This window comes from Streptomyces sp. NPDC058985 (assembly GCF_042740985.1).
In the GTDB taxonomy this organism is placed as follows: Bacteria; Actinomycetota; Actinomycetes; order Streptomycetales; family Streptomycetaceae; genus Streptomyces.
In genome coordinates this window covers 89,319-104,062 of record NZ_JBHYJX010000030.1, presented here as the reverse complement: position 1 = coordinate 104,062, position 14,744 = coordinate 89,319, and the positions used below count along the sequence as shown (strand labels likewise).

Genomic DNA, 14,744 nt, shown 5'->3' with positions numbered 1-14,744 from the left:
GCGAGGTCCAGGTGGCCTACGCCATCGGCAAGGCCGAGCCCGTCGGCCTCTTCGTGGAGACCTTCGGCACCGCCAAGATCGACACCGAGAAGATCGAGAAGGCGATCGACGAGGTCTTCGACCTCCGTCCGGCCGCGATCATCCGCGACCTCGACCTGCTCCGCCCGATCTACGCCCAGACCGCGGCCTACGGCCACTTCGGCCGTGAGCTGGCGGACTTCACCTGGGAGCGCACCGACCGGGTGGACGCGCTGCGCAAGGCGGCGGGGCTCTAGGACGCCCGGAGCGCCACGCCGAAAGGCGCGGACGCGTCCTTCGCACGTCACGAGGCCCGGTGCCCCCGATGGGGGCGCCGGGCCCCGGCGCGTTCCGGGGCGGCGCCGGGGCCCGTACCGGGACGGTGTGATCGCGGGCGTCCACGGTTGTCAGTGGCCTTTGCGAGAATGCAGGCGTGAGCAGCGAGAACGGACCGGCCGAGGGCGGCGCGCAGGACGCGCCGCCCGAGCAGCTCGCGCTCATCCGGGAGACCGTGCGCCGGGCGAAGACGCCCCGGGCCAAGCCGCGGACCTGGCGCGGAGCCGCGCTCGCCGGGGAGCTGCCGGTCGCCAGGGTGCTCGTCGACAAGGGCGTCCTCCACCTCGACCGGTACTTCGACTACGCGGTGCCCGAGGAGCTCGACGCCGAGGCCCAGCCCGGTGTGCGGGTGCGGGTGCGCTTCGGGGCCGGGCGGCACCGGGTGCGGGACGGGCGGCGCGAGGGCGGCGGCCTCATCGACGGCTTCCTCGTCGAGCGGCGCGCCGAGTCCGACTACTCCGGGCCCCTCGCGGCGCTGGCCCAGGTCGTCTCGCCCGAGCGCATCCTCGACGAGGAGCTGCTGGGACTCGTGCGCGCCGTCGCCGACCGGTACGCGGGCAGCCTCGCCGACGTGCTCCAGCTCGCCGTACCCCCGCGCAACGCGCGCGCCGAGAAGCGGGCCTCGCCGGACCCGCTGCCCCCACCGCCGGCGCCCGCGCCGGGGTCCTGGGCGCGGTACGAGCGGGGGGCGGCATTCGTGACGGCGCTCGCCTCGGGGAGCGCGCCCCGCGCGGTGTGGAACGCGCTGCCCGGCCCGCAGTGGAGCGAGGAGCTGGCCCGGGCGGTGGGGGCCACGCTGGCCTCCGGCCGGGGCGCGCTCGTCGTCCTGCCGGACGGGCGGTCGGTCGCCCGCGTCGACGCCGCGCTGACCGGCCTGCTGGGCGAGGGGCGGCACGCGGTGCTCACCGCCGACGCCGGACCCGAGAAGCGGTACGCGCAGTGGCTCGCGGTGCGCCGGGGTGCCGTGCGGGCCGTCGTCGGGACCCGAGCCGCGATGTTCGCGCCGGTGCGCGACCTCGGGCTGGTCGCCCTCTGGGACGACGGCGACGACAGCCACAGCGAGCCGCACGCCCCGCAGCCGCACGCGCGGGAGGTGCTGCTGCTGCGCGCCGCCCAGGACCGGTGCGCCTTCCTGCTGGGCGGCTGGAGCTGCACCGTGGAGGCCGCCCAGCTCGTGGAGACCGGCTGGGCCCGGCCGCTGGTCGCCGCCCGGGACCAGGTGCGGGCCGTGGCCCCGCTGGTGCGCACCGTGGGCGACGGCGACCTGGCCCGGGACGAGGCGGCCCGCGCCGCGCGGCTGCCGACGCTCGCCTGGCAGGTCGTCAGGGACGGACTGCGGCACGGACCGGTGCTGGTGCAGGTGCCGCGGCGGGGCTACGTGCCGCGGATGGCGTGCGCCGCGTGCCGGACGCCCGCGCGGTGCCGGCACTGCGCGGGGCCGCTGGAGGGGCAGGAGTCCGGGTCCGCGCTGCGGTGCGGCTGGTGCGGGCGCGAGGAGAGCGGCTGGCACTGCCCGGAGTGCGGCGCCTTCCGGTTGCGCGCGCAGGTGGTGGGGGCGCGCCGCACCGCCGAGGAACTGGGCCGCGCCTTCCCCGCGGTGCCCGTGCGCACCTCCGGACGTGAGCATGTGCTGGACACCGTGGCGCAGGCCCCCGCGCTGGTCGTCAGCACCCCGGGCGCCGAGCCCGTCGCCGAGGGCGGCTACGCGGCGGCGCTGCTGCTCGACGGCTGGGCGATGCTCGGGCGGCCCGACCTGCGCGCCGGTGAGGACGCGCTGCGCCGCTGGCTGGCCGCCGCCGCGCTGGTGCGCCCGCAGAGCGCCGGCGGCACCGTCGTCGCCGTCGCCGAGCCGACCCTCAGGCCCGTGCAGGCGCTGGTGCGCTGGGACCCCGTCGGTCACGCGGTGCGGGAGCTGGCCGAGCGGGCCGAGCTGGGCTTTCCGCCGGTGTCCAGGATGGCGGCCGTGGCCGGGCCGCCGGAGGCGGTGGCCGGTTTCCTGGGCGCCGCGGAGCTGCCGCCCGAGGCCGAGGTGCTGGGACCGGTGCCGTTGCCGGTCACCTCGGCAGGGCGTCCGCGCCGGGTGGGGGCCCCACCGCCCGGGGAGCACTGGGAGCGGGCCCTGATCCGGGTGCCGCCGGGGCGCGGGTCAGTGCTGGCCGGTGCGCTGAAGGCCGCCCAGGCGGCGCGGACGGCACGGGGGAGCGACGCGGTGGTGTGGGTGCGGATCGATCCGCCGGACATCGGCTGAGGGGCGCGGGCGGCCGACGCGGGAGCCGGTGGGCGAAACGGCCGGCCGCCCTCCCGGAGGATCCGGGAGGGCGGCCGGGGTGTCGTCAGCCGTTGCGCGGGCCCGGGAAGGCCGTCGGCCGGACCTCGTCGCGCCAGGCCGGGCTGCTCGACGTCGGCTGGGTCGGCATCGAACGGGCGGCCGGGACCGTGGGCGCTGTGGGGAGGCCGGGACCCACGTTGACCGGCCGGGTGCCCGTCGGCTCCGGGGTGTGCTCGGGCGCCTCGGCGGCGGCCACCGGCTGGGCAGCGGCGCGGCGGGAGCCGTAGCGGCGGTGCACCGCCTGCTTGGTGACGCCGAGTGCGGAGCCCACCGCGTCCCACGAGAAGCCGAGCGAGCGGTCGAAGTCCACGGCGGCGGTGACCAGGGTCTCGACGCTGTCCCGCAGTTCCTGGGCGAGCCGGACCGTCGGGGCGGGGGCACGTCCGTAGACGACGAAGCCCGTGGAGGGGCCGGAGCGGCGCGGGCGGTAGACGTTGCCCAGCTGGGCGGTGAGGGTGCGCAGTGCGTCCACCTGCCGGCGGACCCGCTCGATGTCCCGCACCAGCAAGTGCAGGCTGGCCCGAGCCTGGGCGTCGTGGGTTGCGTGGTCGGCCATGAACAAGCCTCTCGAACCGGCGTTGAAAGGAATCGGGCCGCGCGGGCGGCCCGGTGTGGTCAACTCTTCCTTGACCAACGCGTGGGGGCTCCGCGGGTCACGGGGTGGGGGCGTGGGGGCATATGCGTGCGCCTGTTTCGGTGGGGTGTGCGCCTCGGCCTTCGGCCCTCGGATTCCTTCTCCCACCCGCGCACCGCCCGTTCGCCGTTCGTCGAGAGGCTGACCTCTGCCGTCGTGGTGGCTCGCCGTCGGCGGCAATCCGTTTCGCGCGGGCTCGTAGACTGGTGTGCTGCTCGTCAACACCCCCGCCCGAGAGGCCCGTCCCACCCATGAAGCTCGTCTTCGCCGGTACCCCCGAGGTCGCCGTTCCCGCTCTGGACGCCCTGATCGCCTCCGGGCGTCACGAGGTGGCCGCCGTCGTCACGCGGCCCGACGCTCCGGCCGGGCGCGGACGCCGGACGGTCGCCTCGCCCGTGGCCGAGCGGGCCGAGGAGGCGGGCATCGAGGTGCTCAAGCCCGCGAAGCCGCGCGACCCCGAGTTCCTGGAGCGGCTGCGCGCGATCGCGCCCGACTGCTGCCCCGTGGTCGCCTACGGAGCCCTGCTGCCGCGGGCCGCCCTCGACGTGCCCGCCCGCGGCTGGGTCAACCTGCACTTCTCGCTGCTGCCCGCCTGGCGCGGGGCCGCGCCCGTGCAGCACGCGCTCATGGCGGGCGACGAGATCACCGGCGCGTCCACCTTCCTGATCGAGGAGGGCCTGGACTCCGGCCCCGTCTACGGGACGGTCACCGAGACCGTGCGGCCCACCGACACCAGCGGCGACCTGCTGACCCGGCTCGCGTTCGCCGGCGCCGGGCTGCTCGCGGCCACCATGGACGGCATCGAGGACGGCTCCCTGGACGCCGTACCGCAGCCGGCCGACGGTGTCACCCTGGCTCCGAAGATCACCGTCGAGGACGCCCGGATCGACTGGGCCGCCCCGGCGCTGCGCGTGGACCGGGTGGTGCGCGGGTGCACCCCGGCGCCCGGTGCCTGGACCACCTTCCGGGGCGAGCGGCTCAAGCTCGTGCAGGCGGTCCCGCTCCCCGACCGGAACGACCTCGCCCCGGGGCAGCTCGCCCCCGGCAAGAACAACGTGTACGTCGGCACCGGCTCGTACGCCGTCGAGCTGCTGTGGGTGCAGGCGCAGGGCAAGAAGCCGATGCGGGCCGCGGACTGGGCGCGGGGGGCGCGGATCACCGAGGGCGAGCTGCTGGGCGACTGACCACCGCCGCACCACCGTTCACCGGCCCGACGTAGGCTGGACAGCGCACTTCATCACACACCCGGAGCACCTTTTCGTGAGCGAGCAGCCTCGTCGTCCCCGCAAGCCCGGCAAGCCGTACCGCAGGCCGCAGAAGGACCCCGTCCGCCTGCTCGCCTTCGAGGCGCTCAGGGCGGTGGACGAGCGGGACGCCTACGCCAACCTGGTGCTGCCGCCCCTTCTGCGCAAGGCGCGGGAGAAGGAGGGCCCCGAGAAGTTCGACGCCCGGGACGCCGCCCTCGCGACCGAGCTGGTGTACGGGACGCTGCGCCGGCAGGGGACGTACGACGCGATCATCGCCGACTGCGTCGACCGGCCGCTGCGGGAGGTCGACCCGCCCGTCCTGGACGTCCTGAGCCTCGGTGTGCACCAGCTCCTGGGCACCCGGATCCCCAGCCACGCCGCCGTGTCCGCCTCCGTGGAGCTGGCGCGGGTCGTGCTCGGCGACGGGCGGGCCAAGTTCGTCAACGCCGTGCTGCGCAAGGTGGCGCGGGACGACCTCGACGGCTGGCTGGAGCGGGTCGCGCCGCCCTACGACGAGGATCCCGAGGACCACCTCGCCGTCGTGCACTCGCACCCCCGCTGGGTGGTTTCCGCGCTGTGGGACTCGCTTGGCGGCGGCCGGGCCGGCATCGAGGACCTGCTGGCCGCCGACAACGAGCGGCCCGAGGTGACCCTCGTCGCCCGCCCCGGCCGGGCCACCACCGACGAGCTGCTCGGCGAGGAGGCAGCCGTGCCGGGCCGCTGGTCGCCGTACGCGGTGCGGCTCAGCGAGGGCGGCGAGCCCGGGGCCGTCGAGGCCGTACGCGAGGGCCGCGCGGGTGTGCAGGACGAGGGCAGCCAGCTCGTCGCCCTTGCCCTCGCGGGCGCGCCCCTGGAGGGCCCCGACCGGCGCTGGCTGGACGGGTGCGCAGGTCCCGGCGGCAAGGCCGCGCTGCTCGGTGCCCTGGCCGCCGAACGCGGCGCCTTCCTGCTCGCCTCGGAGAAGCAGCCGCACCGCGCGGGACTGGTGGCCAAGGCGCTGGACGGGAACCCGGGGCCGTACCAGGTGATCGCCGCCGACGGGACCCGTCCGGCGTGGCGGCCCGGCAGCTTCGACCGCGTCCTGGTCGACGTCCCCTGCACCGGCCTGGGCGCCCTCCGCCGCCGCCCCGAGGCGCGCTGGCGGCGCCGGCCCGAGGACCTGGAGGGTTTCGCCCCGCTCCAGCGCGGCCTGCTGCGCGGTGCCCTGGACGCCGTACGGATCGGCGGCGTGGTCGCGTACGCGACCTGCTCACCCCACCTCGCCGAGACCCGAGCGGTCGTCTCGGACGTCCTCAAGCAGAACCCCGGCGCCGACCTCCTCGACGCCCGCCCCCTCCTCCCCGGCGTCCCCGCCCTCGGCGAGGGCCCCGACGTACAGCTCTGGCCGCATCTCCACGGCACGGACGCGATGTACCTGGCCCTGATCCGCAGAACCGCATAACGAACCGGGCCCCGAAGGGGCGCGGGGAACTGCGCGAGCAACCACATCCCACCCGCACCCGACGAACAACCCGCACCCACCCGGGACCCGTCCCGCCCCACCCCCGGAGGGCATGGCAGGCTTGGGGCCATGGCCGCGCAGATCAACCCCAGCATCCTCTCCGCCGACTTCGCCCGCCTCGCGGACGAGGCCGAGGCGGTCGCCGGAGCCGACTGGCTCCACGTCGACGTCATGGACAACCACTTCGTCCCGAACCTCACACTCGGCGTGCCGGTCGTGGAGTCGCTGGCCAAGGCGACCGAGACCCCCCTGGACTGCCACCTGATGATCGACGCCCCCGACCGCTGGGCGCCGCAGTACGTGGAGGCCGGCGCCGGTTCCGTCACCTTCCACGTCGAGGCGGCCGCCGCGCCGGTGCGGCTGGCCCGGGAGATCCGCGCCAAGGGCGCCCGCGCGTCCATGGCGCTGAAGCCCGCGACGCCGATCGAGCCGTACGAGGACCTGCTCCCCGAACTCGACATGCTGCTGATCATGACGGTTGAACCGGGCTTCGGCGGGCAGGCGTTCCTCGACATCATGCTCCCGAAGATCCGGCGCACCCGTGAGCTGATCAAGAAGCATGGTCTGGAGCTGTGGCTCCAGGTCGATGGCGGCGTGTCGGCGTCGACGATCGAGCAGTGCGCCGACGCCGGCGCGGACGTCTTCGTCGCGGGTTCCGCCGTCTACGGGGCGTCCGACCCGGCCGAGGCGGTACGTGCACTGCGCACGCAGGCCGAGTCGGCGACCGCCGGGGCGTCCTGGTCCTGCGACCACTGAGGAACAGAACGTGAACGGCTCCCATCAGGGCTGATCAAGTGCGCCGAATCTGCAAGGATGAACGGCGTATCCAGAGTGTGAACAGCAGTGAGGAGATCGCCGTGTCGGGTATGTCGGCGGGCCGTTCAGCCATGCGGATGGGACCCGCTGAGCTGGTCCAGGCGGCGGCCATGGCCCGCCGCTTCTACCTCGAGGGCAAGTCCAAGATCCAGATCGCGGAGGAGTTCGGCGTCAGCCGCTTCAAGGTGGCCAGGGTCCTGGAGACCGCCCTTGAGCGAGACCTAGTACGAATCGAGATCCGGGTGCCGGCCGAGCTGGACGCCGAGCGCTCGGACGCGCTGCGCGCCCGCTACGGGCTCAGGCACGCCGTCGTGGTGGAGTCCCCGGCCGACGCCGAGGAGACGCCCGACCCCGAGAACCTGGGCGAGGTGGCCGCAGACCTGCTCGGCGAGCTGGTCACCGAGGGCGACGTGCTGGGCCTGGCCTGGGGCCGGTCCACCATCCACATGGCGGCGGCGCTCGACCGGCTGCCGCCGTGCACGGTGGTGCAGCTCACGGGCGTGTACGACGCCGGGACCGCCGAACGCGGCTCGGTCGAGGCCGTGCGGCGCGCCGCACAGGTGTCCGGCGGCGACGCGCACCCCATCTACGCGCCGATGCTCCTGCCGGACGCGGCCACCGCGCAGGCGCTGCGCCACCAGACCGGGATCGCCCGGGCCTTCGAGTACTTCGACAAGGTCACGGTCGCCTGCGTCTCCATCGGCTCCTGGGAGCCGGGCATCTCGACGGTGCACGACATGCTCAGCGACGAGGAGCGCGCGCACTACGCCTCGCTCGGGGTCGCCGCCGAGATGTCCGCGCACCTCTTCGACGCCGAGGGGCGCCGGGTCGGACGGGACCTGGGGGAGCGGTGCATCACGGTCAAGGCCGACCAGCTCCGCCGCATCCCCGAGGTCGTCGCGATCGCGGGCGGGCAGCGCAAGGCGGCGGCGATCGACGCGGTGCTGCGCTCCGGCCTCGTCACCAGCCTGGTGACGGACACGTCGGCCGCCGACCACCTGATGACCCTGGGCTCGGCACCGAAGTCGACGCTCAACCGGACGGACCCGGACGGGATCTGACGGGCGCTCAGGACGGGACGGACGATCAGAACGGGAGTGGACAGGACATGACCGAGGATCCCGCGGGGCGGCTCGTGGTCACGCTGGACCTCGACGGGGTCACGGACAAGGCGGGCCTGATGGACCGCTGCGCCCGTGACCTGGCCCTGCCCGACTGGTTCGGCCGGAACTGGGACGCGCTCGCCGACTCCCTCTCCGACCCGTCCGTCTGGCCGCCGGAGGCCCAGGAGCGGGGGCTGGTCCTCGTGGTGCGGGGCTGGCGGGCGTACGCCGAGGCGCGGCCGGACGAGTGGACCGTGGCCGAGGAGGTCTTCGCCGAGGCCACCGACCGCGGGCCGGGGCTCTTCGTCACGCTCGGTCCTGGAGGTTCCTCCAAGGAGGCTCCTGACCAGCCTGGATGATCTGCCCGGGGGTTGCCGGCGCCGGGCCGTGGGAGAATGAAGTACGTGCTCTTTCCCCCTGGCTGACCTGTCCGGGGGCCACCTCTGATCGACTGGGATGTGCAGCACGTGCGTTTCCTCAATGACATCCAGCCTTCGTACGACCTGACGTACGACGACGTCTTCATGGTGCCGAGCCGTTCCGCCGTGGGCTCCCGGCAGGGCGTGGACCTCGGCTCCCCGGACGGCACGGGCACCACCATCCCGCTGGTCGTCGCCAACATGACCGCCATCGCGGGACGCCGGATGGCGGAGACGGTCGCCCGGCGCGGCGGCCTCGTGGTCATCCCGCAGGACATCCCGATCGAGGTCGTCACCGAGGTCGTCTCCTGGGTGAAGAGCCGCCACCACGTCCTGGACACCCCGATCGTGCTGGCCCCGCACCAGACCGTGGCCGACGCGCTGGCCCTGCTGCCCAAGCGCGCGCACAACGCGGGCGTCGTCGTGGACGGTGACCACAAGCCGGTCGGCGTGGTCACCGACACCGACCTGACCGGCGTGGACCGCTTCACCCAGCTCGAAGAGGTCATGTCCAAGGACCTGATCCTCATCGACGCGGACATGGACCCGCGCGAGGCCTTCAACACCCTCGACGCCGCCAACCGGCGCTACGCCCCCGCCGTCGACAAGGACGGCCGCCTCGCCGGCATCCTCACCCGCCGGGGCGCCCTGCGCGCCACGCTGTACACCCCGGCGACGGACGCTAACGGCAGGCTCCGCATCGCCGCCGCGGTCGGCATCAACGGCGACGTCGCGGGCAAGGCCAAGCAGCTCCTCGACGCGGGCGTGGACACCCTCGTCATCGACACGGCCCACGGGCACCAGGAGTCGATGATCAGCGCCGTCAAGGTGGTCCGCGACCTGGACCCGCGGGTTCCGATCGTCGCGGGCAACATCGTCTCCGCCGAGGGCGTGCGCGACCTGATCGAGGCCGGCGCCGACATCGTCAAGGTCGGCGTCGGACCGGGTGCCATGTGCACCACCCGCATGATGACCGGCGTCGGCCGGCCGCAGTTCTCCGCCGTCCTGGAGTGCGCCGCCGAGGCGAGGAAGTACGGCAAGCACGTCTGGGCCGACGGCGGCATCCGGCACCCGCGCGACGTGGCCATGGCCCTCGCCGCCGGCGCCTCCAACGTGATGGTCGGCTCCTGGTTCGCGGGCACCTACGAGTCCCCGGGCGACCTCCAGCACGACGCCAACGGCCGTGCCTACAAGGAGTCGTTCGGCATGGCCTCCGCCCGCGCGGTGCGCAACCGCACCTCCGAGGAGTCGGCGTACGACCGGGCCCGCAAGGGGCTGTTCGAGGAGGGCATCTCCACCTCCCGCATGTTCCTCGACCCGGCCCGCCCCGGCGTCGAGGACCTGATCGACTCGATCATCGCGGGCGTCCGCTCGTCCTGCACCTACGCCGGTGCCGGCTCGCTGGAGGAGTTCGCCGAGAAGGCCATCGTCGGCATCCAGAGCGCCGCCGGCTACGCCGAGGGCAAGCCGCTGCACGCCAGCTGGGGCTGAGCACCGGCTCGCGCGTGAAGGGTGTCAGGGCGGCTTGACGTCAAGCCGCCCTGACATGACGCCGGCCGCATGACGACACCGCGGAGCATCGAGCCGCAGCACACCCTGCTGACCGCCGTGGCCCGCCTCGACGAGCTGCGCGTCCGCGAGCCCCTCACGGGGATGGGCAGCGACGCGGAAGCCCTCGACCGTCCTCAGCTCCTGGAACTGCTCGCGCTGAGCGAGGTGGTGGCCCGCAAGGCCGCCTACGGACGGCAGCTCACCGTGCGGGCCGCCCGCGAGGCCGGGGCCTCCTGGTCGCAGATCGGGGCCGCCCTCGGCACCAGCAAGCAGGCTGCCTGGGAGGCGCACACGCGCTGGATCGACGCCCAGGAGGCCGCCCGCGACCGGCCCGGCGAGATCGGCCCCGACACGGCGGAGGTGGCCGAGGCGAGGGCCGTGGCGGGCCATCCCGACAGCCCCTGACCAGGGACGATTCACCCTCCGCCGGACCCGCCGCGCAACGCACCACGGCCCTCGCGCAACGAACACGCGCGATGCCCCGGTGAACGCAACGATCGTGCTGGGACGCGCAAGGTTGCTGCATTACCCGGGCCGCGCCCCGCTCGTAGTGTTCTGCGCTGTACGTGGCGTGGCGGGGACCCCGCTCGGTGGGTTCCCGTTCGTTCCGCACGAGCGCGCCCACCGGTCCCCGCCGCTCCCAGGCCCCGCCCCGAGCCCGTCCGCGCACCGCGACGGGGCCGACCGGAAGCGACGAAGGAGTCAACGCGTGCTCGACCAAGGCGCACCCCCGCACCACGACGCAACGGCCACCGCACCGTCCCCGGGCCTGGCCGCGCGCCTCATGCGCCGCAAGCCCGTCGAACGGCTGGTCGCCGAGGGCGGCCAGGGCGAGGGCGGCAGCCTCCGCCGCTCCCTCGGCCTCTGGCAGCTCACGATGATCAGCATCGGTGCCACCCTCGGCACCGGCATCTTCGTCGTCCTCGGCGAGGCCGTCCCCAAGGCCGGTCCCGCCGTCACGCTCTCCTTCGTCATCGCCGGCCTCACGGCGCTCTTCTCGGCCCTGTCCTACGCCGAACTGGCCGGCACCATCCCGGTCGCCGGATCCTCGTACTCGTACGCCTACGCCACGATGGGCGAGATGGTCGCCTGGATCTGCGGCTGGTGCCTGGTCCTGGAGTACGGCGTGTCGGTGGCCGCCGTCGCCGTCGGCTGGGGCGAGTACCTGAACGAGCTGCTCGACGGCACCATCGGCGTCACCCTCCCCGCCGTCCTGTCGGCGCCACCCGGCGACGGCGGCATCTTCAACCTGCCCGCGCTGATCGTCGTACTGCTCGCCATGGTGTTCCTGCTGGGCGGCGCCCGCGAGTCCGCACGCGCCAACACGATCATGGTCGTCGTCAAGATCGCGGCCCTGGTGCTGTTCTGCGCGATCGGCGTCCAGGGCTTCCGCTCCGGCAACTACGACCACTTCATGCCGCTCGGCATGGCCGGCGTCAGCGCGGCCGGCGCCACGCTCTTCTTCTCCTACATCGGCTTCGACGCCGCCTCCACCGCCGGTGAGGAGGCGAAGAACGCCCAGCGCGACCTGCCCCGCGCGATCATGCTCTCCCTGATCATCGTGACGGTGCTGTACGTCCTCGTCGCGGCCGTCGCCGTCGGCGCCAAGCCCTGGCGGAACTTCACCGACTCCGAGGCGTCCCTCGCGCAGATCATGACCGACGTCACCGGACAAAGCTTCTGGGGCACCCTGCTGGCCTTCTGCGCGGTCGTCGCCATCGCCAGCGTCGTCCTGACCGTGCTCTACGGCCAGACCCGCGTCCTGTTCGCCATGTCCCGCGACGGACTGGTGCCCAAGGTCTTCTCCAAGGTCCACCCGAAGACCGGCGCGCCCCGCGCCAACACGATGATCGTCTCCCTGTTCTGCGGCGTGCTGGCCGCCGCCATCCCGCTCGGGCAGCTCGCCGACGCCACCAGCATCGGCACCCTCTTCGCCTTCGCCCTGGTCAACGTGGCCGTCGTGGTGCTGCGCCGGACCCGTCCGGAGATGCCCCGCACCTTCCGGGTACCGCTGTCGCCGGTCCTGCCCGCCCTGGGCTTCGGCTTCTGCGTCTGGATGATGGGCAGCCTGTCCACCGTCACCTGGGTGGTCTTCGGTGTCTGGATGGCGGTGGGGCTCGTGTTCTACTTCGTGTACGGCCACCGCCGCTCCCGACTCGCCACGCCGGACACGTCCACGGTCCGGACGCACCAGAAGTGAAGTGAACCGCCCGCAGTGCTGAACGAACTCGACGAACGCATCGTGCACGCCCTCGCCGAGGACGCCCGCCGCTCCTACGCGGACATCGGGCAGTCGGTCGGCCTGTCCGCGCCCGCCGTGAAACGGCGCGTGGACCGGCTGCGGGCCACCGGGGCCATCACCGGCTTCACCGTACGGGTCGACCCCGCCGCTCTCGGCTGGGAGACCGAGGGGTTCGTCGAGATCCACTGCCGCCGCAACACCTCGCCGGAGACCATCCAGCGGGGCCTGGAGCGGTACCAGGAGGTCGTGGCCGCGTCCACCGTCACCGGGGACGCGGACGCGGTCGCCCAGGTCTTCGCCTCCGACATGCGGCACTTCGAACGGGTCCTGGAGCGGATCGCGGGGGAGCCGTTCGTGGAGCGGACCAAGTCCGTGCTGGTGCTCTCGCCGCTGCTGCGGCGCTTCTCGTCGGGGTCGCCCGCGTAATCGGTGGGCAGGAGGCCCGGTGACGTCTAGCATCGGTGGCATGACCTGGCGACATTGATTCACCCGTAGCGCCTCCTCCCGAGGGCCGCCCCGGACGCCGTACCTCCGGTGTCCGATCCGCCCCCTCGGGAAGGCCTCATGACTCTCTCACCCGGGCGTGCCCCCGCCACCGCCGGTACCCGGCGGCTGACGCGCACGCTGTACGCCTCCGCGTTCTGCGACGACTTCGTCCTGCTCTACCCGGTGTACGCGCTGCTGTTCAGCGACACCGGTCTGTCCGTCTGGCAGATCTCCTCCCTGTTCGCCCTGTGGTCGCTGACCGGCGTCCTGCTGGAGGTGCCGTCCGGCGCCTGGGCCGACGCCGTCTCCCGGCGGCTGCTCCTGGTCCTCGGCCCGCTGCTCACCGCCGCCGGCTTCGCCCTGTGGGTGCTCGTGCCCTCCTACGGCGCCTTCGCGCTCGGGTTCGTGCTGTGGGGCGCGGGCGGTGCCCTCGGGTCCGGCGCGCAGGAGGCGCTGGTCTACGACGAACTGGACCGGGCCGGCGCGGCCGACCGGTACGCCCGGGTGATGGGCCGGGCGCGGGCGGTCGGCATCGTCGCGACGATGACCGCGATGGGCCTGGCCGGTCCGGTGTTCGCCTGGGGCGGCTACGGGGCGGTGGGCGCGGCGAGCGTGCTGGTCTGCCTCGCCGGGGCGGCCGTGGCGACACGCTTCCCCGAGCACCGCGAACCGTCCGCCGGCGGCCCGGGGTGGACCGCGACCCTGCGCGCCGGACTCGCCGACGCCCGCTCCGACCGCTCGGTGCGCGGCGCGCTGCTGCTGGTCCCGGCCGTGACCGCGGTGTGGGGCGCTCTGGACGAGTACACGCCGCTGCTGGCGCTGGACACCGGCGTCGCGGAGGAGACCGTTCCGTGGCTGCTGCTGATGATCTGGGCCGGCGCCACCGTCGGCAGCCTGCTGGCCGGGCCCGCCGACCGTCTCACCACCACCGGGTTCGCCGCCGTGCTCGCCGGTTCCGCGCTGGCCCTGGCGGTGGGCGCCGCCGCGGGAACGCCGGTCGCCCTGGTCCTGGTGGCGCTCGCCTTCGGCGGCTTCCAGCTGGCGACCGTGCTGGCCGACGCGCGGCTCCAGCGACGCATCGACGACAGCAGGCGCGCCACGCTCACCTCCGTCGCCGGACTGGGCAGCGAGCTGGGCACTCTCGCCACCTACGGCGCCTTCGCGACGGTGGCCACGGCGACGGGATACGGCACCGCGTTCGCCCTGGCCGCGGTGCCGTACCTGCTGACGGCGCTGGCGCTGGCCACCGTCGCGCGGGCTACAGCCTCGGCCGCCAGGGCACGACCGTGAAGTCGCCGCTGCCCTTCTTCACCTTCTCGAAGGGGGCCGACCCGACGCACTTGGGCGGTTCCCCGCCCTCCACGGGGCTGCCCGTCGCCGCCCAGGTGTAGCCGAGCCGGTCGTGGCGGCCGAGGTCGTGGACCGTGACGCCGACCCGCCTGCCCTCGGCGCCCGGCAGGTCGGAGTCGGTGATGACGCCGGAGACGACGGCCACGTCGCCGCCGGTCAGGAGGCAGTCGACGGTGGCCTTGGCCCTGGCGCCCCCGCCGTCGAGGTAGTGGCTGAACTCGAACGTCCCGGTGGCCTCGAGCGGGTTGTCGTCGTGTTCCGCCGCGAGGTGGGCGTCGAAGGTGAAGGTGATGTCGTCGCCCGCCGACCGGTAGAGCTTGGCGCTGCCGGTCAGCGCGGCGGCCTCCCGCGGGGGCGGCCCCTGCGGGACGCCCTCGTGCGGCCCGGACGCGACCGCGGCACCGGTGGTGACGGCAGTGAGCAACAGGGCGGCGCAGAGCGCGGCGGTCGTCGTACGGCTTCGTTTCATGGCGGTCCCCTCGGTGGGCGGATGGCGGCGGACGTGAACGCCCACCACTGTCCCGTCGCCGCACCCCCGCCACATCGCCCCCGGGGCGGGACCGCCCTCCGCCGCGCGGCGGGGAGCATCCGCCCGGGATGCCACCCGAGGAGGAGCGGGGGCCCCAGGCGACGCCCCGCCGGGCGGGTCCGGGAGCGCGGGCCGGGCGCCCGTCCCGCGCCGCAGGCAGCCGCGCACAACGAATCTCCGCGC

The 14,744-nt window shown here is 74.3% G+C and carries 14 protein-coding genes; 12 read left to right on the top strand and 2 right to left on the bottom strand.

What is annotated here, in order from left to right; all coding sequences use genetic code 11:
* On the top strand, window positions 1–275 hold a 275-nt coding region (locus ACFW01_RS24615), incomplete at its 5' end, for a methionine adenosyltransferase domain-containing protein (protein ID WP_384506623.1).
* 176 nt (window positions 276–451) lie between these two features.
* Window positions 452–2,602, top strand: a complete 2,151-nt coding sequence (locus tag ACFW01_RS24610) for a primosomal protein N' (protein WP_384506620.1) — start codon at window positions 452–454, stop codon at window positions 2,600–2,602.
* An 85-nt stretch (window positions 2,603–2,687) separates the two neighbouring features.
* Here ACFW01_RS24610 and ACFW01_RS24605 read toward each other — a convergent pair whose 3' ends face one another.
* A complete protein-coding gene (locus ACFW01_RS24605) occupies window positions 2,688–3,239 on the bottom strand; it encodes a hypothetical protein (RefSeq protein WP_234958268.1) in 552 nt (183 codons plus the stop codon).
* 329 nt (window positions 3,240–3,568) lie between these two features.
* Between ACFW01_RS24605 and fmt the strand changes: the two genes are divergently transcribed.
* The 10 genes from fmt (at window position 3,569) to ACFW01_RS24555 (ending at window position 13,972) form a co-directional block, all read left to right on the top strand.
* Window positions 3,569–4,501, top strand: coding sequence for a methionyl-tRNA formyltransferase (gene fmt, locus ACFW01_RS24600; RefSeq protein WP_234958267.1), 933 nt, complete (start codon window positions 3,569–3,571; stop codon window positions 4,499–4,501).
* Window positions 4,502–4,577: 76 nt separating this feature from the next.
* Window positions 4,578–6,005 (top strand): transcription antitermination factor NusB, encoded by a 1,428-nt coding sequence (locus tag ACFW01_RS24595; RefSeq protein WP_234958266.1) that lies wholly within the window; start codon window positions 4,578–4,580, stop codon window positions 6,003–6,005.
* Window positions 6,006–6,134: 129 nt separating this feature from the next.
* Window positions 6,135–6,821: a ribulose-phosphate 3-epimerase gene (rpe, locus tag ACFW01_RS24590; protein ID WP_234958265.1), complete on the top strand. Its 687-nt coding sequence runs from the start codon at window positions 6,135–6,137 to the stop codon at window positions 6,819–6,821.
* A 77-nt stretch (window positions 6,822–6,898) separates the two neighbouring features.
* Window positions 6,899–7,942 (top strand): sugar-binding transcriptional regulator, encoded by a 1,044-nt coding sequence (locus ACFW01_RS24585; RefSeq protein WP_161332824.1) that lies wholly within the window; start codon window positions 6,899–6,901, stop codon window positions 7,940–7,942.
* 47 nt (window positions 7,943–7,989) lie between these two features.
* On the top strand, window positions 7,990–8,343 hold the full coding sequence (locus tag ACFW01_RS24580; protein WP_161332823.1) for a barstar family protein: 354 nt from the start codon (window positions 7,990–7,992) through the stop codon (window positions 8,341–8,343).
* A gap of 108 nt (window positions 8,344–8,451) precedes the next feature.
* Window positions 8,452–9,894, top strand: a complete 1,443-nt coding sequence (locus tag ACFW01_RS24575) for a GuaB1 family IMP dehydrogenase-related protein (RefSeq protein WP_234958264.1) — start codon at window positions 8,452–8,454, stop codon at window positions 9,892–9,894.
* A gap of 69 nt (window positions 9,895–9,963) precedes the next feature.
* Window positions 9,964–10,359, top strand: coding sequence for a hypothetical protein (locus tag ACFW01_RS24570; protein WP_234958263.1), 396 nt, complete (start codon window positions 9,964–9,966; stop codon window positions 10,357–10,359).
* Between the two features lie 304 nt (window positions 10,360–10,663).
* The gene (locus ACFW01_RS24565; RefSeq protein WP_234958262.1) at window positions 10,664–12,154 is read left to right on the top strand and encodes an amino acid permease; all 1,491 of its coding nucleotides are present in this window, start codon (window positions 10,664–10,666) and stop codon (window positions 12,152–12,154) included.
* 15 nt (window positions 12,155–12,169) lie between these two features.
* Entirely contained in the window at window positions 12,170–12,622 is a 453-nt protein-coding gene (locus tag ACFW01_RS24560) for an Lrp/AsnC family transcriptional regulator (RefSeq protein ID WP_122617162.1), read from the top strand.
* 138 nt (window positions 12,623–12,760) lie between these two features.
* Window positions 12,761–13,972, top strand: coding sequence for an MFS transporter (locus ACFW01_RS24555; RefSeq protein ID WP_234958261.1), 1,212 nt, complete (start codon window positions 12,761–12,763; stop codon window positions 13,970–13,972).
* Here the strand turns inward: ACFW01_RS24555 and ACFW01_RS24550 are convergent.
* The gene (locus ACFW01_RS24550; protein WP_234958260.1) at window positions 13,941–14,501 is read right to left on the bottom strand and encodes a Repetin; all 561 of its coding nucleotides are present in this window, start codon (window positions 14,499–14,501) and stop codon (window positions 13,941–13,943) included. The two genes, ACFW01_RS24555 and ACFW01_RS24550, sit on opposite strands and share 32 nt — an antisense overlap.
* Window positions 14,502–14,744 lie beyond the last annotated feature (243 nt).

Excerpts from the sequence above, each read along its gene's own strand:
- ACFW01_RS24605 (WP_234958268.1), bottom strand. The coding sequence starts at position 3,239 with ATGGCCGACCACGCAACCCACGACGCCCAGGCTCGGGCCAGCCTGCAC.
- fmt (WP_234958267.1), top strand. The coding sequence starts at position 3,569 with ATGAAGCTCGTCTTCGCCGGTACCCCCGAGGTCGCCGTTCCCGCTCTG.
- rpe (WP_234958265.1), top strand. The coding sequence starts at position 6,135 with ATGGCCGCGCAGATCAACCCCAGCATCCTCTCCGCCGACTTCGCCCGC.
- ACFW01_RS24580 (WP_161332823.1), top strand. The coding sequence starts at position 7,990 with ATGACCGAGGATCCCGCGGGGCGGCTCGTGGTCACGCTGGACCTCGAC.
- ACFW01_RS24570 (WP_234958263.1), top strand. The coding sequence starts at position 9,964 with ATGACGACACCGCGGAGCATCGAGCCGCAGCACACCCTGCTGACCGCC.
- ACFW01_RS24555 (WP_234958261.1), top strand. The coding sequence starts at position 12,761 with ATGACTCTCTCACCCGGGCGTGCCCCCGCCACCGCCGGTACCCGGCGG.
- ACFW01_RS24550 (WP_234958260.1), bottom strand. The coding sequence starts at position 14,501 with ATGAAACGAAGCCGTACGACGACCGCCGCGCTCTGCGCCGCCCTGTTG.